22 protein-coding genes are annotated in these 20,843 nt (G+C 42.6%); 1 reads left to right on the forward strand and 21 read right to left on the reverse strand.

Going from position 1 to position 20,843, the window contains the following annotated elements; translation table 11 throughout:
* The 14 genes from pepF to ybeY form a co-directional block, all read right to left on the reverse strand.
* Entirely contained in the window at window positions 1-1,803 is a 1,803-nt protein-coding gene (gene pepF, locus E7Y33_RS05345; protein WP_139689859.1) for an oligoendopeptidase F, read from the reverse strand.
* 18 nt (window positions 1,804-1,821) lie between these two features.
* Complete coding sequence (locus E7Y33_RS05350) at window positions 1,822-2,778, reverse strand: competence protein CoiA (protein ID WP_049477507.1); 957 nt, start codon at window positions 2,776-2,778, stop codon at window positions 1,822-1,824.
* 74 nt (window positions 2,779-2,852) lie between these two features.
* Entirely contained in the window at window positions 2,853-4,001 is a 1,149-nt protein-coding gene (locus E7Y33_RS05355) for a PDDEXK family nuclease (RefSeq protein WP_139689921.1), read from the reverse strand.
* A 186-nt stretch (window positions 4,002-4,187) separates the two neighbouring features.
* Window positions 4,188-5,048 (reverse strand): SAM-dependent methyltransferase TehB, encoded by an 861-nt coding sequence (gene tehB, locus E7Y33_RS05360; protein ID WP_084880637.1) that lies wholly within the window; start codon window positions 5,046-5,048, stop codon window positions 4,188-4,190.
* Window positions 5,049-5,062: 14 nt separating this feature from the next.
* Window positions 5,063-5,530, reverse strand: a complete 468-nt coding sequence (gene smpB, locus E7Y33_RS05365; protein ID WP_001051742.1) for an SsrA-binding protein SmpB — start codon at window positions 5,528-5,530, stop codon at window positions 5,063-5,065.
* Window positions 5,493-7,847 carry a ribonuclease R gene (rnr, locus tag E7Y33_RS05370; protein WP_139689860.1) on the reverse strand — a complete coding sequence of 785 codons (2,355 nt, stop codon included), beginning with the start codon at window positions 7,845-7,847 and terminating at the stop codon, window positions 5,493-5,495. The genes smpB and rnr overlap by 38 nt, the downstream gene beginning before the upstream one ends.
* A gap of 203 nt (window positions 7,848-8,050) precedes the next feature.
* Window positions 8,051-8,284: a preprotein translocase subunit SecG gene (secG, locus tag E7Y33_RS05375; protein ID WP_000282517.1), complete on the reverse strand. Its 234-nt coding sequence runs from the start codon at window positions 8,282-8,284 to the stop codon at window positions 8,051-8,053.
* 39 nt (window positions 8,285-8,323) lie between these two features.
* Window positions 8,324-8,473: a 50S ribosomal protein L33 gene (rpmG, locus tag E7Y33_RS05380; RefSeq protein WP_007519517.1), complete on the reverse strand. Its 150-nt coding sequence runs from the start codon at window positions 8,471-8,473 to the stop codon at window positions 8,324-8,326.
* Entirely contained in the window at window positions 8,464-9,672 is a 1,209-nt protein-coding gene (locus E7Y33_RS05385) for a multidrug efflux MFS transporter PmrA (RefSeq protein ID WP_139689861.1), read from the reverse strand. Before E7Y33_RS05385 ends, rpmG begins: the two co-directional genes overlap by 10 nt.
* Complete coding sequence (gene coaE, locus E7Y33_RS05390) at window positions 9,659-10,264, reverse strand: dephospho-CoA kinase (protein ID WP_139689862.1); 606 nt, start codon at window positions 10,262-10,264, stop codon at window positions 9,659-9,661. Before coaE ends, E7Y33_RS05385 begins: the two co-directional genes overlap by 14 nt.
* Entirely contained in the window at window positions 10,264-11,088 is an 825-nt protein-coding gene (gene mutM, locus E7Y33_RS05395) for a DNA-formamidopyrimidine glycosylase (RefSeq protein ID WP_139689863.1), read from the reverse strand. The genes coaE and mutM overlap by 1 nt, the downstream gene beginning before the upstream one ends.
* A 48-nt stretch (window positions 11,089-11,136) precedes the next feature.
* Entirely contained in the window at window positions 11,137-12,036 is a 900-nt protein-coding gene (gene era / locus E7Y33_RS05400) for a GTPase Era (RefSeq protein WP_139689864.1), read from the reverse strand.
* Between the two features lie 16 nt (window positions 12,037-12,052).
* Window positions 12,053-12,448: a diacylglycerol kinase family protein gene (locus E7Y33_RS05405; protein ID WP_061409093.1), complete on the reverse strand. Its 396-nt coding sequence runs from the start codon at window positions 12,446-12,448 to the stop codon at window positions 12,053-12,055.
* Window positions 12,429-12,926 carry an rRNA maturation RNase YbeY gene (ybeY, locus tag E7Y33_RS05410; protein WP_139689865.1) on the reverse strand — a complete coding sequence of 166 codons (498 nt, stop codon included), beginning with the start codon at window positions 12,924-12,926 and terminating at the stop codon, window positions 12,429-12,431. Before ybeY ends, E7Y33_RS05405 begins: the two co-directional genes overlap by 20 nt.
* A 104-nt stretch (window positions 12,927-13,030) precedes the next feature.
* On the opposite strand from ybeY, the gene E7Y33_RS05415 reads away from it, so the two are divergent.
* A complete protein-coding gene (locus tag E7Y33_RS05415; RefSeq protein ID WP_139689866.1) occupies window positions 13,031-14,686 on the forward strand; it encodes an Rqc2 family fibronectin-binding protein in 1,656 nt (551 codons plus the stop codon).
* A gap of 199 nt (window positions 14,687-14,885) precedes the next feature.
* On the opposite strand, the gene E7Y33_RS05420 is transcribed toward E7Y33_RS05415, so the two are convergent.
* The 7 genes from E7Y33_RS05420 to rpiA form a co-directional block, all read right to left on the reverse strand.
* Window positions 14,886-15,617 (reverse strand): NAD-dependent protein deacylase, encoded by a 732-nt coding sequence (locus E7Y33_RS05420; protein WP_139689867.1) that lies wholly within the window; start codon window positions 15,615-15,617, stop codon window positions 14,886-14,888.
* A 155-nt stretch (window positions 15,618-15,772) separates the two neighbouring features.
* Window positions 15,773-16,483: a purine-nucleoside phosphorylase gene (gene deoD, locus E7Y33_RS05425; RefSeq protein ID WP_139689868.1), complete on the reverse strand. Its 711-nt coding sequence runs from the start codon at window positions 16,481-16,483 to the stop codon at window positions 15,773-15,775.
* A gap of 255 nt (window positions 16,484-16,738) precedes the next feature.
* Window positions 16,739-17,449, reverse strand: a complete 711-nt coding sequence (locus E7Y33_RS05430) for a glutamine amidotransferase-related protein (RefSeq protein WP_139689869.1) — start codon at window positions 17,447-17,449, stop codon at window positions 16,739-16,741.
* A 4-nt stretch (window positions 17,450-17,453) separates the two neighbouring features.
* A complete protein-coding gene (locus E7Y33_RS05435; RefSeq protein ID WP_139689870.1) occupies window positions 17,454-18,263 on the reverse strand; it encodes a purine-nucleoside phosphorylase in 810 nt (269 codons plus the stop codon).
* Entirely contained in the window at window positions 18,263-18,820 is a 558-nt protein-coding gene (locus tag E7Y33_RS05440) for a DUF1697 domain-containing protein (protein WP_139689871.1), read from the reverse strand. Before E7Y33_RS05440 ends, E7Y33_RS05435 begins: the two co-directional genes overlap by 1 nt.
* 1 nt (window position 18,821) lies before the next feature.
* Window positions 18,822-20,033: a phosphopentomutase gene (locus E7Y33_RS05445; protein WP_139689872.1), complete on the reverse strand. Its 1,212-nt coding sequence runs from the start codon at window positions 20,031-20,033 to the stop codon at window positions 18,822-18,824.
* A gap of 23 nt (window positions 20,034-20,056) precedes the next feature.
* Window positions 20,057-20,740 (reverse strand): ribose-5-phosphate isomerase RpiA, encoded by a 684-nt coding sequence (rpiA, locus tag E7Y33_RS05450; RefSeq protein WP_057489008.1) that lies wholly within the window; start codon window positions 20,738-20,740, stop codon window positions 20,057-20,059.
* Window positions 20,741-20,843: the final 103 nt, after the last annotated feature.

The raw sequence follows: 20,843 nt of genomic DNA on the forward strand, positions 1-20,843 counted from the left end.
TTAAGCCAGTCCCAATTTTTCAACAAGGGCTTCAAACTCATTTAAACGGCGTTCAAAGACTGCAAAGGCGTCGTTGAGATAGTCTTCCTTCTCCATATCCACTCCCGCTTTTCTCATAACATTAAGCGGATAGTCAGACTTACCAGCCTTGAGGTAGTCGATATAGCGGTCACGGTCTTCTTGACTTCCATGGACAATCTTCTCAGCCAAGGCTGAAGCAGCTGCAAAACCTGTTGAATACTGATAAACATAGTAGTTATAGTAGAAATGAGGAATGCGTGCCCATTCGTACTGGATTTGAGGATTGTCTTCCTTGCTGAGTCCATAGTACTCTTGGTTCAAGTCAGCGTAGAGTTTATTCAGAAAATCACTTGTCAAGACTTCTCCATTTTGGTCTGCTTGGTGAATGGCATGTTCGAACTCAGCGAATTGAGTTTGGCGGAAGACCGTTCCACGGAAACCGTCCAAGAAGTTATTGAGGATAGCAAAGCGAGTTGCATCGTCTTCTACTTCTTCCAGTAATTTCTCCGTCAAGATATTTTCATTGGTCGTTGAGGCAATCTCAGCCAAGAAAATTGAGTAATCTCCGTAAACATAAGGTTGGGTTTCACGAGTATAGCTGGAGTGCATACTGTGACCAGTCTCATGGACAAGGGTAAAGAGATTATCTAGATTGTCCTGCCAGTTGAGAAGCATGAAGGCATTTGTATCGTAAGACCCACCAGAATAGGCACCAGAACGCTTGCCTTGGTTTTCATAGACATCAATCCAACGCTCGCTAAAGGCACGTTTAACACGGCTCAAATAGTCGTCACCTAAAACTGCCAAAGCTTCTTCTGCCTTTTTCAAGGCTTCTTCGTAGGTAAAGCTATAATCTACTGACGAAAGCGGTGTGTAGACATCGTACATCTTGAGGTCGGAAATACCCAAGATTTTAGAACGAAGTTTTAGGTAACGATGCAAGAGCGGCAAATGCTTGCGAACTGCTGCTACTAGATTGTCATAGACACTTTCTGGAACAAAATTTGCTGCGAGGGCTGCATGGCGAGCACTCTTATAGTTGCGAACTTTTGCTCGGTAGTTTTGCACCTTAACATTTGTCTGCAAAGTCTTAGCATAAGTATGTTGGAATTGCTCGTAAGTCGCATAAAGGGCTTCATAGGCACCACGACGCACTTCACGGTTTTTAGACTCCATCAAATGGATGTAAGTACCGTGTGAGAGTTGCACTTCCTTGCCTTCGTCATCAAGGACATATGGGAAGCTAATATCCGCGTTGTCCAAAATAGCGAAAGTTTCACTAGCAGAGCCAAAGATTTCTCCTGCTCCAGCAAGCAATTCTTCCTCACGTTGCGAAAGAACATGGTCTTTCTTTTGCAAGAGCTTGTCAAAAAAGTGCTTGTAAACTTGGAGTTTTGGTTGAGCTTCTAGGAAGGCCGCATACTGCTCTTCGCTAATCTCCATAAACTCAGGTTCATAGAATGAAAAGGCTTGTTCTAACTGACTGTATAGGGTCATTGCCTTGGCATAGTACTCTTGATACTTGGCTTCACGCGTGTCCTGGTCATTTTTCATATGTGCATAGACATAAAGCTTTTCAACTTGGCGTTCCAAGTCAAGTGAAAATTCTGTAATCTCAAGCAAACTGTCTGCGCTATCCAAGAGATGCCCCTCATACTGAGATGCTGTTTGTACTTTTTCAGTTAAATCTTTCAAGGATTCTTCCCAAGCTTGGTCTGTTGGGTAGATTGTTGAAAGATCCCATGTATCTTTTTCATTTATTTCATGTCGTTGTAATACCATAAGATTCCTCCATCCTTTCTATTTTACCACATTTTTTGAGAAATATAAGTGATAAAAGGCTGGTGGATAGAGCTTTTGGCGATTATTTTTCGGATTTTTTTGATAGTAAGCCTGAAAATTTCTATAATAGCTAGTCAAATCCGTTTCAATCTGCAAAAAATCACCCGATTCTATTGGTCTGACTTGGGGATACCAGTCGTCCAGTTGACGGTTTAATAAATTGTCTCCTTGATGATAAGCTTCCTCCTGTTTTTTCATCCAGTAAGGGGTTTGGTAGTACAACTGTTGGCGAATGTAGTGACAGATAGTGGTATCTTGCACAACTGCAAAACAAGACAGTTTTTGTTTCTGATAAGGGAATCGTAAAATTTCCAAGAGATTTCCTTGACCAAAGGGAAATTCCTTGACCTGAAAATGAAGCTTGCCACGTAGGTCCTGATGCAGAAGATATTTGAGTCTCAGAACTTGATTTTTGAGATCTAGTTCCCAAACATAGAATCCCATATTTTGACTAAAATAGAGGAATCCTCTTTGCAGTTGTGTTAATCGCTCTTTTAACCAGAGTTTTTCTCCCAGTAGCCAGATAACCTGATAGCCCTGGCTACGGTATCCTTGGCTTCTATCGCCTAAAAGCTTTTGAGACAAGGGGCTACACTGAACCTCCAGAGCTAGTTTCTCATTGACGAGAACATCTGCTATCTGCTGAATCTCGGGCAGACTATATTCTACGGCAACCTGATTGTCCTTCTTGGCCCAGTGATAGAGGGCCTCTTTGTTGCCCAAGTGTTCTGGACTTTCATTCTCAAAAATAGCCATACAATCTCTTAAAGATTCATGAGCGAAATGCGTTCGAATGCTCTGTCCTTGGCGTAATCGTAGTCCGCCCCCACAGGCTGGACAAGTATAATCTTGTCTTGTCACGTCTTTTTCGAGGGCATTTACCAATTTTCCCTTGGCATCTCTGGCTACAAACATGGTCTACCTCCTTTTCTCATTTATTCGAAAAAGAACTAAAAAAGACTGGAATTCCAGCCTTTCATATTACTTTTCTACCTTTTAAACCTCTTAGAGTATTTTTTCAACATGGGAATGAGATTGGGGATCTGCTCACTCCTAATGACCAGCACACCATATTCCTGGCAACGATTGGCATAAGCAGGATTGATTTTCCCCGTACAGACAATTAACTTGAGACAACTCTCCCCAGCAAAATGATTGGCATAGACTTCTAGTTCATTGATGGCTTCAACTGATAAATCCGTCATCTTGCAGGAGATAAAGGTAATCGAGCGTCCCTTTCTCAGAATGACATCAATCTCATTTTGGACATTATCCGCCTCTGGAAAGATGCCATTCCAATCAATCTCACCTCCTATCATGCACTCATCAAACAGCTGAGATTCAAGCGCCAAGAGATAGAGATATACCTCTAAAATATGTCCCTTATTGCGGCAAAAGACTTGAGCTTCTTGACTTGGAAAGCTGTATGCTACTCGTTTCTTGTCCTCGCTTTCAATACAAAGCATCCCTGCTTCCACAAGTAAAGGAATAAGGGATTTTGGATAGTGATAATACCTGCCATTGTTTTCCAGTATCTTTTCTGTCTCAGCATGCAGGTCATTGGTCTTAGCTAGAGAGAAAAATTGGGTCACTTGATACCAGTGGGCAGGATTGGCAATGGCAAAGATAGCTAGCTTTTTGATGGCTGCAATTTGCTGAGCTGAGTGGATAGGGCGTTTTGATTTGAGCATTTTTCCACCACGCAAGGCTATCAACTGTTGGATGCTTAGGGTTGGAATGTCCATGTCTTCTTTTTCTAACTGACCGGCTACCCATTGGTATTGTTTTCCCCGCTCGACATCCATGGCAACGATGGGGAGGTGGCGATCCAAGCCGTATTGATAGAGAGATAAGGCTAGTAGCGAATCCCCACCAAAAACATCAAGAAGAACCTGGTCATAGCCTGCTAGACAATAATCTAACTGGTTTGCTAGTTGTTCTAAGGATAACTGACGAAAGGTCACTCGTTGGATATGAGGTACCTCTTCCATGATAAACTGACGGAGAGAGAGCTTCTCTTCATTGCTTATTTTCGTCAAAGATAGAAAAAGAATCTCATCACAATCACTGATAAAGGCTTGGTAGACATTCTTTTCCAATACATGCCGATCATATAGCTCCACCAAAAGACTCGTCATTTGATCACCTCCATCATAAAGACTTTCTTGCGCTGAGATAGACAGTAACACACTTCTACTGCTCAGATTTCCTACTTCTAGTATAGCATAAAATCCTGCTCACCCCAATCAACCAACGCAAACAAAAACGAATAGAAACCTTGCAAAGTGGTTTCTATTCGCTGGTATAGGTTTGATTTACTTGATTTACTTGATTTTCTTGGCTAGCATAGTCGCAAAGCGTAGTTGAATGCGATTACCATTTTCATCACGACGGTGCAGATGTCCTGGGTTTTCATTATATTTGACCAATTCCCAATCCTTGTAGTAGTCCGCCAGTTCCCCTTCTTTAAAGGTGAATGGGAAATTAACCGAGCAAGGATAATCCTCTGTATCCATGGCACAGACGATAAGATTGTAACCACCGACCGTGGTGTGCTCCTGCATATTTTGGATAATAGCTGGAATGCGGTTCGCTTGTAGGAACATCAGAACAACTGTTGAAACGATAAAATCATAGTCTTGGCTAACACTGGCAGAATTGATATCATAAAGTCCGACAGGCATGTCTAGATCCTCTTGTTCCACAATGCTTTGCAAGATTTCAAGGGACAATTCATTTTGATCCACAGCTGTCACATCAAAACCATTCTGTGCGAGAAAGAGAGAGTTACGCCCCTGACCACAACCCAAATCCAAGGCTCTTCCAGGTTTCACCGTCTGCATAGCCTCTAGGACCTCTGAATGGACTGGATTAGTCTGGTATTTCTTAGGGAAATAATCCTCAGGTTTACAATAAAATTCCAAGTACCACTCTACATCGTCTGTTGCAGCCTCTACTCGGTGCCAGGCTTGCGGTTGCGCCATGGGATTGTCAGCCCCTGCCTCAAAGAGGTGTTCAGCTAGAACCTCACCATCTTCAGTCAACTCAATAAACTTGAGAGCCCCTTTCAACACAGTAATTTTTCCCCAAGTGCCGACTTTAGTATTGTGCTTTTGCTGAACAGCTTCAGGCATGGTTTGTTTATTCCACAAGGGCATCCGTTTATAGGCAATTAATTTTTCCATTTTACTTCCTCTTCTTAACGCTGGTTGACAGCTTTCATCACACGCGCGATGTCGCGGTTTTGTTCACGACGTTTGATAGACTCCCGTTTGTCATAGTCATGTTTCCCTTTAGCAAGTCCTAAAAGGAGTTTAGCATAACCATCTTTAATATAGACTTTAAGGGGAACAAGGGTCATTCCTGTCCCTTTGGTCTCTTGTTCCAATTTTTGAATTTGTTTTTTATGGAGCAAAAGTTTACGACGACGTTCTGGTTCCTGGTTCCAGATATTGCCCTCTTCGTAAGGGGCGATATGAACATTGCTCAGCCAGACTTCCCCATTTTTTACTTGGGCAAAGCCGTCCTTGAGATTGATTCGAGCAGCTCGAACGCTCTTGATTTCAGTTCCGGTTAGGACCATTCCTGCCTCTAGCGTATCAACGATTGTATAGTCGTGGTGCGCCTTTTTATTTTGTGCGACGACCTTTCCCTCGCCCTTTGCCATGCTTGGCTCCTTTCTTAGCTACTTCTTTGTAAAAAGGTTTCTTGCCTTTTTTCTTTTTATCTTTTTGTGAATGCTTGTACTTATCATTTGAGCGTCCTGATTTTCTCTTGTCTTCCTTCTTGTCTGAACGACGACTTGAACCATGACCTCTGTCTTTGCGCCCAGCTTGTTTCAAGCCTTTTTCGATGACATCAAACTCACTTGGAATATAAGAGAAATCAATCTCTCCCGTCATCTTATCGGCTCTTTCAACTTGAATGCGAATTTGCTGTCCCACACGGAAGGTTGTTCCTGATTTCTCTCCACGGAGAGTCAAATCTCGCTCGTTGAAATGATAAAATTCAGGCAAATTGGTAATGTGAATCAAACCTTCGACTGTATTTGGCAATTCAACAAAGAGACCGAATTTGACGATGCTGGATACAACTGCGTCGTACTCTTCACCAACGTATTCTTCCATGTACTCAGCCTTTTTCATGGCTTCGACTTCACGCTCAGCCTCGATGGCACGACGTTCACGGTTGGAAGACTGGGTTGCAATCTCTGGAATCACTTGTTCAAAATGCTCTGCTATTTCCTTAGAACGACCATAGTCCCGAATCATACGGTGGACTAGAAGGTCTGGATAACGGCGAATAGGACTGGTGAAGTGAGTGTAATAGTTAGCGGCTAGTCCATAGTGACCGTGATTGTGCTCAGAATAGCGAGCCTGTTGCATAGAACGGAGAAGCATCATGGACAATACATCCGCATAGGGTTCTCCCTCAACAGCACGCATGATGTCTTGGAGAGCCTCTTGGCTAATCTCACTGGCAGTTCCATAAATTCGTAAACCAAAACTAGAGGCGTAATCAATAAACTTCTGAACTTTTTCAGCCTTGGGCTCCTCGTGAATTCGATAGATGAAAGGTAGATCCAACTTGCTAAAGTGCTCGGCAACCGTTTCATTAGCAATCAACATGAAGGACTCAATCATCCGCTCAGCAATACCACGTTGGCGAAGAACGATATCCACAGGCTTGCCTTTTTTATCCACCAAGATCTTAGCTTCGCTGGTATCAAAGTTAAGGGCACCACGCTTCTCACGCATGCTTTCTAGCCTTTCATGAAGCTTGGCCATGAGCTCGATACTTGGAACAATTTTCTTAAACTCTTGTCTCTTCTCCTCATCGCCAGCTAGGATATCATTAACAGCGCTATAGGTCATACGGAAGCTCGTCTTAATAACTGTTTGGGTAATGGTGTAATTAACCACACGACCATGTTTATCAATTTCCATAATAGCAGACTGGGTCAAGCGATCTACTTGAGGATTGAGAGAGCAGATGCCATTTGACAAACGCTCTGGAAGCATTGGAACCACTCGGTCTGTCACATAGACAGAAGTCGCGCGGTTAAGGGCTTCCTTGTCAAGGGCAGAACCCTCGGTCACATAGTAGGAAACATCTGCGATGTGAACTCCGAGTTCGATATTGCCATTCTTTAAAGGCTTGATGTGTACTGCGTCGTCTAAGTCCTTGGCATCCGCACCGTCAATGGTAAAGGTGATTTCATCTCTCAGGTCCAGACGACCTCCCATATCCTTTTGAGACGGAGCTTCTGGCACACTTTCTGCTTCCTTGAGAACAGCTTCTGGAAATTCTGAAACAATATCCATGGATTCCAAGACTTCAAGAACGTCAATCCCAGCATCAGTCGAGTGCCCCACCACGTCTAGCACACTAGCGACAAAGAAATCATGTTTCTTACTTGGGTATTTGTCAATAAAGACCTTGAGAACTTCAGTACCTTCCAACTTGATAGCCGGTTTCTTCACATAAATCGGTTGGCTGATTTTTTGATTTTTGGAACGAATATAGCCAGCATACTTGGGCTTTTCCTGATCCAGAACAATTTGACCGACAACGGTTGTCAGGCTGTGTTCTAAGATATCAATAATTTTGGCTTCTGCAGCAGTTCCCTTGTTGCGGTCAGCAACTTTCTTGATGACCACCTCAACTGTATCGCCATCAATGGCATAGTTGACATCGTTTTTTCCTACAAAAAGATCGTCCTCTTCCCCTTCTAGAGTAACAAAGCCAAAGCCGTTTTTATGGGCATGAAAAACCCCTTTGAGGGTGATTTCATGTTTCTTCTTCTGGTCCAAGGTGAGGCTGCCATCTTCTCCAAATCGAATCTGGTGCTTTCTTTCCATGAGAGACAGGGTTTTAATCAACTCACGGAAATCCTTTGACCCATCCTTTCCGAGAGCCTGAGCTAGGTCATTTACCGTCACTCGCCCCTTCTCTTGCAAATAATCTTTAATTTTATCTTTCATGTTTTCTTTCTAGATTTTTTAATTTTCTTTTACTGTAAGACCTTCTCAAACATCATTTAATACTCAATAAAAATCAAAGAGCAAACTAGAAAGCTAGGCGCAGGCAGTACTTGAGTACGACAAGCCAACGCTGACGTGGTTTGAATTTGATTTTTGAAGAGTATAAAAATAAAAATAGGCTAAGACCTAGTCCTGCCCATTTCTTATCTACTTGATAATACCGTCAATGCTAAGGCAATGGCTAGCCAGAAAAAGACTAAAATACCTGTCAAACGTTGCATCACAGCTTCAAAACCACGCGCTTTACTACGTTCAAACAAATCACCTGAGCTGGCATCAAATACATTGCTGGATTGGTTCTTAGTTGGTTGCATGAAAATCGCAATTACAATCACAACAGATAATACTAATAAAATGGTTAATAATAGGTTATACATATCAAACTCCTTAAAATCCCTATTATTTTACCATAAATTCTACTTAGATTCAAGATGTAAAGTCACTTTTCTTTCCTTTGGACAATATTTTAACACTTCAATCTTGTCTGGATGGGTTTTTGAGTTCTTACTAGTTAGATAATTCATGCTACCACAAGAGGAGCATTTGAGATTAATTTTTACTCGCACGAAATTTCCTTTACTTTTAATAATGATCTAAATTGAACTAAGTTACATAAACAGCTGAAAGCCACACAGGCAGCCGTCGCATAAAAAACAGAGTGGTAGCCATATTGCCCCGCGACTGCTGATCCAGTCATAGGGCCAACAACACCTCCAAGGTAGAAAAAGACCTGGTTAAAGGCAAAAATCCTTGAAATGCCAGCTTTGGGAGTCATTTTGCTAAGCAAGGCATTGATACCTGGTATCAGAGCACCCGTTCCTAAACCAAAGAGAAAACGATACAAACCGAGTTCAAGAGGACTGGTCGCACTGGCACAAAGAAGGTAGATGATAACTGAATACATCTGAGCCAGAATCAGAAGTCGATGATTCCCTAGCTTATCACCAAGCTTTCCCATCACTCCAGCGCTCATCATACTAGAAAATCCCATACTAGATACAATCAAGCCTGAAACGAAGAGGAGATTTTCGTTCTGCCCTAAGTCCCGCACATAGAGAGCCAGAATGGGTCCAATCGATTGAGCTGAAAATTGTATGACAAAGGTAGTCAAAAATAAACTAATCAAAAGATGAGAGTGCTTGATTGAAGCAAACAATTCCTTTGTTGGTATTGCCTTCTCCTTAGCCACTGGCTGAAAATCTTCCTTGATAAAGAAAATGGTTAGAATTGCAGCTAAAAATAAGAAAGCACCTACCAATAAAAAGACATTACGAATGCCAAAAATTTCAGCAATAAAGCCTCCAACAAAGGGACCCGTCAATGTTCCTGCAACAACACCTGTAGATAGAGTCCCCAGAGCCGCTCCAGACTTATCTTTGGGTACCTGACTAGCAATCAAGGCCGTTGCATTGGGGACAAAACCGGTAAATACACCATTGAGCAAGCGCAAAAAGAGTAGCCAATAGATATTTGGCACGAAGGCCAAACCTCCCATCGTAATGGTCATGGCAAGACCTGCTCGAATCATCATGGGCTTTCGTCCATATTTGTCAGCAAGAATACCCCAGATGGGAGAAACTAGAGCTGCTGAAACAGCCGAAACCGAGATGGCTAAACCAGCATAGAAAGCAACTTGGTCTCCTTCAATTCCCAACTGCTCTATAAAGATAGGCATGAAAGGAACGACCAAGGAAATGCTGGCGCCCGTTAGAAAACTACCGAACCAGGCAACACGAAGATTCTCTTTCCAACTAATCTCTTGCACAGCTATCGCCTCCTTCAAGTAACTTCACTACTTGACTAGCAAGCTGATTACGACTGCCATTATTATCTAATATATGACTCGCCAATTTCTTCTTTTCTTCTAAAGACCACTGGGCGGCCAAACGAGACTCTGCTACTTCCTTAGAAAGATGATCCCGTTTCATGAAACGTTCCACCTGAACATCACGGTTCACATAGACCAGCCATGTTTCATCAAACCAGGCACTGTAGTCCTGTTCAAAAAGCAGGGGAATATCCATGAAAAAAATCGCTTCTGTCTGAGTCAACTGGTCTCGCAATGCAGCCAATACCTCACGAATAATCTCCCCTTGGGTTTGCTTAGACCATTCCCGCTCCTCAGGATTTGAGAAGATGAGACTAGCCAGGAGAGGGCGATTGAGTTCTCCATTTTCTAAGATAATTTCTTGCCCAAAGTGCTGAACTAAGAGCTGATAAAGACGACCACCAGGTTTTTGTAGATCATGGACTACTGCGTCAGCATCCACCACTTGAAAGCCTTTCTCTCTTAGGAAATTTGTCACAGTTGACTTACCTGAAGCAATACCACCTGTGATTCCGATGATTTTTCCCATCAGCCCCTCCTTTGACACTGAGGACAAAAATGAGTTCCCCTTCCGCCAAGCTGGAATTTCTCAATGAGGGTGCCACAACGGGAACATGCTTGTCCAGTCTTATCATAGACCTGATGGAAGTCCTGCATGGTTCCGTCTTCCCCAAAGGCATTGGTATAGGTTCTAATGGTGGAACCGCCCTTTTCGACTGCCTGTCCCAAAACAGCAATGGTCTGGTCATGAATAGCTGACGCTTCTTCTGCCGTCAAAGTCTGGGAAAGTCTAGCTGGATGAATCTGAGCTCGCCAGAGAACCTCATCCACATAGATATTGCCAAGGCCAGCTACCAAGGTCTGGTCTAGGAGATGGGATTTGATAGGCTTTTTAGACTTGGCTAGGGCAGTTTGGAAGGACTTCAAATCAAAGTCCTGCTCTCTTGGTTCGGGGCCTAATTTTTTAGAAACAAAGTAGGCTTCCAATAGGTCGGGGGCAAGCAGTTCCATAGTACCAAACTTGCGTACATCCTCATAAACAAGCGTTCCTCCATCTTCGAACTCAATGAAAATATGGGCATGCTTACGTTCAGGTACCTGGTCTGGATAGTAAAAATACTTGCCTTCCATTCGCAGATGGGAAATCAAGACCTTATTTGTCAGGTAAAAAAGTAGATATTTTCCACGGCGCCCCATGGACTCAATTACTTGACCCGCTAGTTCCTTTTGAAACTCGTCCACATCTGTCTTGATCATCTTAGGATAACGAATCTCTATACTTGAAATCTTCTTTCCCAAAATTAATTTTTCTAAGCCACGTCGAACGGTTTCAACCTCAGGTAATTCAGGCATAAATCCTCCTTCTGTAAAAACAAGAAGCAGGCATGAGCCCACCTCTACTTAGTATTCTTTTTCATTATAGCCAAAGTCAGCCAAATCTAGCTTTTTATCACGCCAGTTTTTCTTGACCTTGACCCAAGTTTCTAGAAAGACCTTGTCCCCTAGCATGAGTTCTATATCACGACGAGCCATGGTCCCAATTTTCTTGAGCATGACGCCACCTTTTCCGATGATGATACCCTTTTGGCTATCACGCTCAACCATAATAGTAGCTCGGATATGAACCTTGTCGGTCTCTTCATCACGCTTCATAGAGTCAACTACCACTGCAACTGAGTGAGGGATTTCTTCACGCGTTAGGTGCAAGACTTTCTCACGAATCATCTCTGAAACCAAGAAACGCTCTGGATGGTCTGTGATTTGATCAGCCGGAAAATACTGGAACCCTTCCTCTAGATTTTCACTAAGGATGTCAATTAAACGAGAAACATTATTTCCCTGAAGGGCTGAGATCGGAACAATTTCCTTAAAGTCCATCTGGTTACGGAAGTCATCAATCTGAGACAAAAGCTGGTCTGGATGGACCTTGTCAATCTTATTCACCACCAGAATCACAGGAACCTTGGCAGCTTTCAGACGCTCGATAATCATATCGTCGCCCTTACCACGTGGCTCATCAGCTGGCACCATGAATAGAACAGTATCCACTTCACGCAGAGTACTGTAGGCAGATTCCACCATAAAATCTCCAAGAGCCGTCTTAGGCTTGTGAATCCCCGGCGTGTCGATAAAGACGATTTGCTCCTTATCTGTGGTGTAAATCCCCATGATTTTATTGCGCGTTGTCTGCGCCTTGTCACTCATGATAGCAATCTTTTGCCCCATGACGTGATTCAAAAAGGTTGACTTCCCAACATTGGGACGTCCTAAAATGGCTACAAAGCCTGATTTAAATGTCATAATTTCCTCTTAATCTTTAAAATAATAAATCCCAAATGCGTGGGAGAAAGATAAGTGCACCAATCACCGCAGCAAGAAGGGAAACCACAAGTACGGCACCAGCCGCCATGTCCTTGGCTTTCTTCGCTAACATAGAAAAGTGATAGTGACTGGCTAGATCCACCACATTTTCAATAGCAGAGTTAATAATTTCAAAGGCTACTACCAAGAAAATGCTCATCAGGAGAAAGAGCCATTCGATCCGTGACACCTGAAAAACAAAACCTGCAAGGATGACCACTAGAGCCGTCACTGCATGCTTTCGCATATTGCGTTCTTCCTTGATGGCAGTCAGAATTCCTGTAAGGGCAAATTCTAAACTAGATACAAGGTCACGATTTTTCCATTTTCGTTTATTGTCTTGTGAGTCCATAGGCTGTTAAAATTTCTTCTTGTAAACCGAACATCTCCGCTTCTTCTTCCGGAGTGTAGTGATCGTAGCCGTTGATATGTAAAAAGCCGTGTACTGCCAAGAAGCCCATCTCACGCTCAAAGCTGTGACCGTAATCCTCAGCCTGCTCATGCGCCTTATCGATAGAGATGAAAAGTTCCCCAATATAGGCATCAAACTCAGACATCATTTCTGCCAATTCAGGATTATCAAGCAGATCTTCCTCATCAAAGGAAATGTCCAATTCCGGTTTATATTCAAGGCTAATGACATCTGTTGGACGATCTGTATCACGGTACTCGAGGTTGAGTTCGTGACTACGCTCATTGGTCACAAAAGTAACTGCCATCTCCTTGTCTTCTTTTCCTATTTTTTGGGCTGCAAATTCCAAAATTTCTTGGGTTTGTTGCAAGATTTCTTGTGAAACTTGACCAGTTTCATCTACCATTTCAATATACATGTACTTCTCGATTCTCTTTACTTGGCTTTATTATACCATATTTCCATGATTTTATTCTACCTTTTTGATATAATACTATGGAATACATTCACAAGGAGAGAACGATGTCATTTGACGGATTTTTTTTACACCACATGATTGAGGAATTGCGAAGAGAGTTAGTCAATGGTCGCATCCAGAAAATCAATCAACCTTTTGAACAAGAATTGGTCTTGCAAATCCGCTGCAATCGTCAAAGCCATCGCTTGCTCCTCTCTGCTCATCCCATTTTTGGACGCATCCAACTGACCCAAACGACCTTTGAAAATCCAGCCCAACCTTCTACTTTTATCATGGTTTTGAGGAAGTATTTACAAGGTGCCGTAATTGAGTCCATTGAGCAAGTGGAAAACGACCGTATTGTGGAAATCACGGTTTCCAATAAAAACGAGATTGGGGATCATATCCAGGCGACTCTCATTATCGAAATCATGGGCAAACACAGTAATATTCTCCTCGTTGATAAAAGTAGCCATAAAATCCTCGAAGTCATCAAACACGTTGGTTTTTCACAAAACAGCTACCGTACCTTGCTCCCAGGGTCAAGCTATATCGCTCCACCAAGTACTGAGTCTCTCAATCCTTTTACTGCCAAAGATGAAAAACTCTTTGAAATCTTGCAAACCCAAGAACTAACGGCAAAAAATCTTCAAAGCCTCTTTCAAGGTTTGGGGCGAGATACGGCAAAGGAACTCGAACGACTACTCGTAAGCGATAAACTTTCTACCTTCCGTCACTTTTTCGGACAAGATACCAAGCCTTACCTAACAGAGTCTTCTTTCAGTCCAATTCCCTTCGAAAATAGTGTAGGAGAGCCTTTTGCCAGTCTCTCTGATCTTCTGGATACCTATTACAAAGACAAGGCAGAGCGCGATCGCGTCAAACAGCAAGCCAGTGAACTCATTCGCCGTGTTGAAAACGAATTGCAAAAAAATCGCCACAAACTCAAAAAGCAAGAAAAAGAATTACTGGCGACAGACAATGCTGAGGAATTTCGTCAAAAGGGCGAGTTGCTGACAACCTTCCTCCACCAAGTGCCTAATGACCAAGATCAGGTTATCCTGGACAACTACTACACCAATCAGCCTATCACCATCACGCTTGATAAAGCCTTGACTCCAAGTCAGAATTCCCAACGCTACTTTAAACGTTACCAGAAACTCAAAGAAGCTGTCAAATACCTGACTGAACTGATTGAAGAAACCAAGGCAACCATTCTCTATCTAGAAAGTGTTGAGACTGTTCTCAACCAAGCTGGGCTAGAGGAAATCGCTGAAATCCGTGAAGAATTAATCCAAACAGGATTTATCCGTAGAAGACAGCGAGAGAAAATTCACAAGCGCAAAAAACCAGAGCAGTATCTAGCAAGCGATGGCAAAACCATCATTTATGTCGGTCGTAACAACTTGCAAAATGAAGAGCTAACCTTTAAAATGGCCCGCAAGGAGGAACTTTGGTTCCATGCCAAGGACATCCCTGGAAGCCATGTCGTCATCTCAGGAAATCTCAATCCTTCTGACGAAGTCAAGACAGATGCAGCCGAGCTAGCTGCCTACTTCTCCAAAGGGCGCTTGTCAAATCTCGTGCAAGTGGATATGATTGAAGTGAAAAAACTCAACAAACCAACAGGTGGAAAACCTGGCTTTGTAACCTACACTGGACAAAAGACCCTTCGAGTTACACCAGACCCAGAAAAAATCGCATCCATGAAAAAATCCTGATTTCAAATGAAATCAGGATTTTTTATTAGATTTTAGTCTGCAATCAAGTTTTCCAAGCCGACCTTCATCATATCAGTGAAGGTGTTTTGATTTTCTCAGCCAGTTTTTAATAACTCTTAAAGAGCGAGATAGTGGTCAGTAAATGAGATAGTTTTCTCTTTCAAGTAACAAGATTTTGTTCCTATCTTCTAAAATTCTTCTATTGTCTCAATTTCGAAAAGACTTCCCCAATCTTGCCTACAATGACCAATGTTGCTTGGCTGTCTTGTGGAATACAGGTTTTATTGATAAGGACCAGATTTGTCCCAGAAAAATAGTTTACTAGGCTAGCTGCAGGATAAACAACCAAGGAAGTCCCACCAATAATCAGCAAGTCTGCTTGCCGAATAGCTTGTGCAGCTTGGCTAAAGACATCCATGTCAAGTGATTCTTCATACAAGGTCACGTCAGGCTTGACCACCTTACCACAGTCTAAGCAGTGGGGAACAGGTCCCTCAAGGGCCAGAAAAGCAGTTAAGTCATAGAAACGTTGACAACCTAGGCAGTAATTGTGGTCCGCACTCCCATGCAATTTGATAACCTTTTGGGAGCCAGCCATTTCATGAAGACTATCGATATTTTGTGTCACAACAGCCTTGAGCTTACCTGTCTTTTCCAAAGCAGCTAGATAAGTATGAGCAGCATTAGGCTTGGCTTCTGGATAAATCAGGTATTTTTTATAGAAGTCAAAAAAATCTTCTGGATAGCGTTCAAACATGGTCCGAGAAACGAGTTGCTCTGCCGTAAAATGACGGCCTAACTGATGACTATAAACACCATCTGAACTACGAAAATCTGGGATACTAGACTCGGTCGACACTCCTGCTCCTCCGAAAAAGACTATTCTGTGGCTTTTATCAATCAAGTCTTGTAATTGTTCTATTTTATCCATCCTTTTCTCCTTGTATTTTACATTCTAAAAAAGTTGAAAACCAATCGCTCCAAGCAATCTGATTTTCAACTCTTCCTTTATCATTACTTATGTATTTGAGATTAAAGCATTTGAATCAATCTTAGAAATAACCTAATCTCAAAGTAATACGATGTTTAGTCTGCAATCAAGGTTTCCAATCCAACCTTCATCATATCGGTGAAGGTGTTTTGGCGTTCTTCTGCAGTTGTATCCTCTTCTGGATTGACCAGACTATCAGAAATGGTCATGATAGCTAGCGCATCAACATGGTGTTGTGCCGCCAAGTAGTAAAGAGCCGCTGCTTCCATTTCCACAGCCTTAACGCCCCATTTACCAAGCTCAATATTCTTTTCAAAATAGTTTGAGTAAAAAACATCAGATGACAAAACATTCCCAACGTGGGTTGTCATACCGTGTTCTTTTGCAATATGGTAGGCCTTATCCAGCAAATCAAAGCTAGCAATTTGTGGGAAATCATACTGAGGCCAGTCATTGCGGATGATGTTTGAGTTAGTCGCAGCTGCTTGTGCCAAGACCAATTCACGGACGTGAACATCTTCATTCAAAGAACCAGCAGTTCCCACACGGATCAATTTTTTCACTCCGTAGTCAACAATCAACTCACGCGCATAAATCGAAATGGATGGCATTCCCATCCCAGTTCCCATGACAGATACACGGTGACCCTTGTAAGTACCAGTGTAACCAAACATGTTACGCACTTCGTTAAAACAAACAGCATCTTCAAGGAAATTCTCCGCAATAAACTTAGCACGAAGAGGATCCCCAGGAAGAAGAATTTTATCAGCAATTTCACCCTGCTGAGCAGCAATATGGATAGACATAATATAAGATACCAAACCCGTCAAAAAGCGAAGGGAAAATAGAAGTTGGGTGCAGTGAGCGATGCTCGCTAGACCAACTATCTTTTTCCCACTGCTTTTAGGGTGGGTTCAATTCCTTTCTTTCTTAATTTTTATGATATAGAAGAGAACAATCCGAGTTCAATTCAAACCTGAACTCCCCTTCCTTTCTGAGTTTCTAGAAAAGCTTTCCGCTCGTGTTCAAATAAAAACACACGCTCTACCTTTCTATTTTATTTAGTTTGTTAATGAATCCAAAAATGCGTACAATTTTGCATTCATTTCTTGATAATCGTAAGCACGAATAGCTTCAGGTTTTTCGACAAATGGCAATTGTTGACTTTGCTCCTCCAAAGCAGCTTCACCGTCAGACGCAATCAAGAGATCGACTGCTTCTGGATCGAATTCCAAGTGGGCTCGGAAGGCATAGTGCTTGGGAGAAAAACGGACAATCTGACGTGGACAACCTTGACTGGTCGCAAGGACAACAGCATCCTCCGTCAATCCCGGCATATCCCCGTGCCAGTGACCAGAATCAAAGCTGGCGCCAAACAAGCTGACATGCGGATCCGCCAATCCTTCAGGCGTTAAATTCACAGGATACACTCCAATTTCCCGCTCTGGACTGTGTTCATACTCCGCGCCATAAGCAACAGACAGGAGCTGGGCACCAAGACAGACACCAACAATATAGATATCTGCAGCAATCGCTTCTTTCATAAAAGCAAGCTCAGCCTTTGGATCATAGTATGGGAAGTTTTCTCTATCCTCATCAGGTGATTGAGGACCACCCATGACAATCAGAAAATCAATCCTATCAATTGTTTCAGGAAGAGGTTCTTTTTCATAAACCTTTGTTGATGTAATTTGATGACCTCGTTCTAGAGCCCATTTTAGATATGCGCCTGGAACCTCAAATGTCTCATGTAAAATAAAGTGAACTCTCATGACATTACAATTCAGCAAGAATCGCTTTAAGCAAGCCTTTGAAATCACCTTTAACACGTTCAGTCACTTCTACAACTTCTTCGTGGTTAAGTTCTTCTTGGAAACCAGCAGCATGGTTCGTAATACATGAAATACCGAGAACTTTCAAGTCAGAGTGGGCTGCCACAATCACTTCAGGAACAGTGGACATACCAACTGCATCTGCTCCCAATGTCTTATAGGCACGAATTTCTGCAGGTGTTTCATAAGTCGGACCGGTTACACCGATATAGACACCTTCATCAAGCTTGATACCGAGTTTTTTAGCCACTTCATGGGCAGTTGCACGGTATTCTGGTGTGTAGGCTTTAGACATATCAGGGAAACGTGGACCAAAATCATCCAAGTTTTCACCCATCAATGGATTTTGACCCGTCATGTTGATATGGTCTGAGATAGCCATCAAAGTACCAGGACCATAGCCAATACCACCAGCTGCATTGGTTACAATGACACCTTCACATCCGAGGACTTTCATCACACGAACTGGGAAAGTCACGACCTCAAGAGGATTGCCTTCATAGAAATGGAAGCGTCCTTGAAGAGCCAAGACCTTGCGCCCTGAAAGTTCACCATATACCAATTTCCCAGCGTGACCGACAACTGTTGAACGACCCCAGTTTGGAATATCTGCATAGTCTACTACAACTGGATTTTCGATTTCTTCTGCCAATTCTCCCAGACCTGATCCAAGGATTAGACCAAACTCGGGAGCTTGGATTCCTTTATCTTTCAGGAAAGCAGCTGTTTCCTTGATCTTATCTAAAAATGTCATTATGTGTCTCCTTTATTATTTTTTAGCATTTGACCGATTTTGTCAAAGGTTTTTGCATTGCGAATGGTGATGTTGCGATAAAAAGGCATCTTGAGCAAGTACTTGTGATAGGCAGTTGCATAGTAGGATTCTTCAGAGATCTTCCCCCAGAAAATCCCAAGTCTTCCAAAATGAACCACTTCATCTTTCAGTTCCAAACTTTCAACTGTCTCAATGACTTGAGCTACATCCAAGCCCTCCGTGTAAAAGAGGACATCTTTTCGAGCTAGGTCTTTGGTCCACCAATCTGGCAGATTCTTCAGCTCTGCTTCATAATCTTCCTGACTCAGCAAAGAAAAGCTCTGAATAAATGGATAATGGATTTCAAAGAAATCCTCTAACTTTTCAACCAATTGGGCTTTGGGAGCTGTCGAAGTAAAGAAAATATTGCCACTGTTAATGTAAGTTTCAATCTTCTCCAAACCCAACTCTGTTAATTCTTGACGAAGTTGCGACATAACAACCTTATTCTTGCCACCGACATTAATGCCCCTTACCAGTAAAGCATAGCGTTTCATCTTATACCAATTTATCTAAGAAACTTTCCCCAATCATGGCAGTTTCCACACCAAAGTTATCCGCAACTGTTGCTGAGATATCTGCAAAATGTCCAACTGGAATGACACCATTTCCCTTAAAGCTAGGGCTGTAAGCTAAAAGTGGAATATATTCACGAGTGTGGTCTGTTCCTGCATAGGTTGGGTCATTTCCATGGTCAGCAGTAATCAAGAGAAGGTCATCCTCTCTCATAGCTGCGATAATTTCAGGCAAGCGTTCATCAAACTCATGCAAGCAATCACGGTAACCATGAGCATTACGACGGTGGCCGTAAAGAGCATCAAAGTCCACCAAGTTTGTGAATGAGAATCCTTTTTCAAACTCAGCAAGTCCCATGGTCTTCAATAATGTATCAATTCCGTGGCTGTTTGACTTGTTGTGGCCCATGTCATGATTGATACCAGCACCATTAAAGATATCGTTGATTTTACCAACAGCGTAAGTATCGATACCTGCTTCGTTCAATTTATCTAAAACAGTCGGTGCAAATGGAGATACAGCCAAGTCACGACGGTTTGCTGTACGAGTGAAGTTACCTGGTTCACCAACATATGGACGGGCAATGATACGACCTAGAAGAGCAGGGCGATCAAGGGTAATCGAACGAGCATATTCACAGATACGGTACAATTCATCCAAAGGAATGATGTCTTCGTGGGCAGCAATTTGCAAAACAGGGTCAGCTGAAGTATAGATAATCAACTCTCCAGTTTCCATTTGACGTGGTCCGAAATCATCGATAACAGCCGTACCTGAGTAAGGTTTGTTGGCTTCACGAATGACCTTGCGTCCTGAAAATTCTTCAATCTTTGTCAAGATTTCTTCTGGGAATCCGTTCCAGAAAGTATCGAAAGGCTCGGTAATATTGAGTCCCATGATTTCCCAGTGACCAGTCATGGTATCCTTACCAAGGGAAACTTCTTCCAATTTCGTTGCATAACCTGTTGGGTTGCTTTCAGCTGGTACAGTCTTTAGAGGCGTTTCGCGAGGAATATTTCCTAGACCGATTTTAGCCATGTTTGGCACATTCAAACCAACTGATTTTGAAATGTGTCCCAGTGTATCAGAAGCTCCATCTGGAACTCCTGCATTGACAAAGTTATTAGCATCTGGTGCAGCACCGATTCCCACAGAATCCAATACCACCAAGTGAATACGATTAAATTTTGACATAGTGTGTCTCCTTATTATGTTGATTAGTTTGCTTTTGTTGAAGTTAAAATCTGAACACCATCTCGTCCCGCTACGATGACCTTATCCACCATTTGGTTGAACAAGCCATGCTCTACGACACCAACGACATGGTCCAATTCTTGCCCGAAAGTAATCGGATCTTCAATGACATCCAAGGCTAGGTCAATGATAAAGTTCTGCATATCGGTCACAAAACGTTGGCCGTCTTTTTCACGGAAACTTGGTTTGTAGCCAGCTCGCTCAAAACGACGAAAAACCTGTTCTGCGCCATACTGAACCACTTCCACAGGCAATTTAAAAGCACCTAGTTTCTCTACCAGTTTGCTTTCATCCACCACCCAAATATATTCTTTTGAGGGCGTTGCGACAACCTTCTCCATCAGAAGGGCACCACCACCGCCTTTGATTCCGTTAAACTGGCTATCTACTTCATCCGCCCCGTCAACCGTCACATCAACAAAATCCACTTGATCAATCGACTTGAGCGGGATGTTTAGTCCTTCAGCCTGTTTACTGGTCACACTGGAAGTTGTCACAGCAGTAATCTGCAAACCTTCTTCCTTAATCCGACGACCAATTTCTTCGACAAAATAATAGGCAGTAGAGCCAGTTCCCAGACCGACTACCATACCATCCTTGACAAACTCAGCAGCCTTAATACCTGCCATCTTTTTCAGATTCTCCACTTAAACACCTCCATTAAAGAGCTACTTTTATTATAACATGTATCCGTTTTTATTTCATGAATACACTTAAAAAACCCGAACATTTTTATTTCGGGTTTTGGTA

Source organism: Streptococcus oralis, from assembly GCF_006175905.1.
Lineage (GTDB): Bacteria > Bacillota > Bacilli > Lactobacillales > Streptococcaceae > Streptococcus > Streptococcus oralis_BG.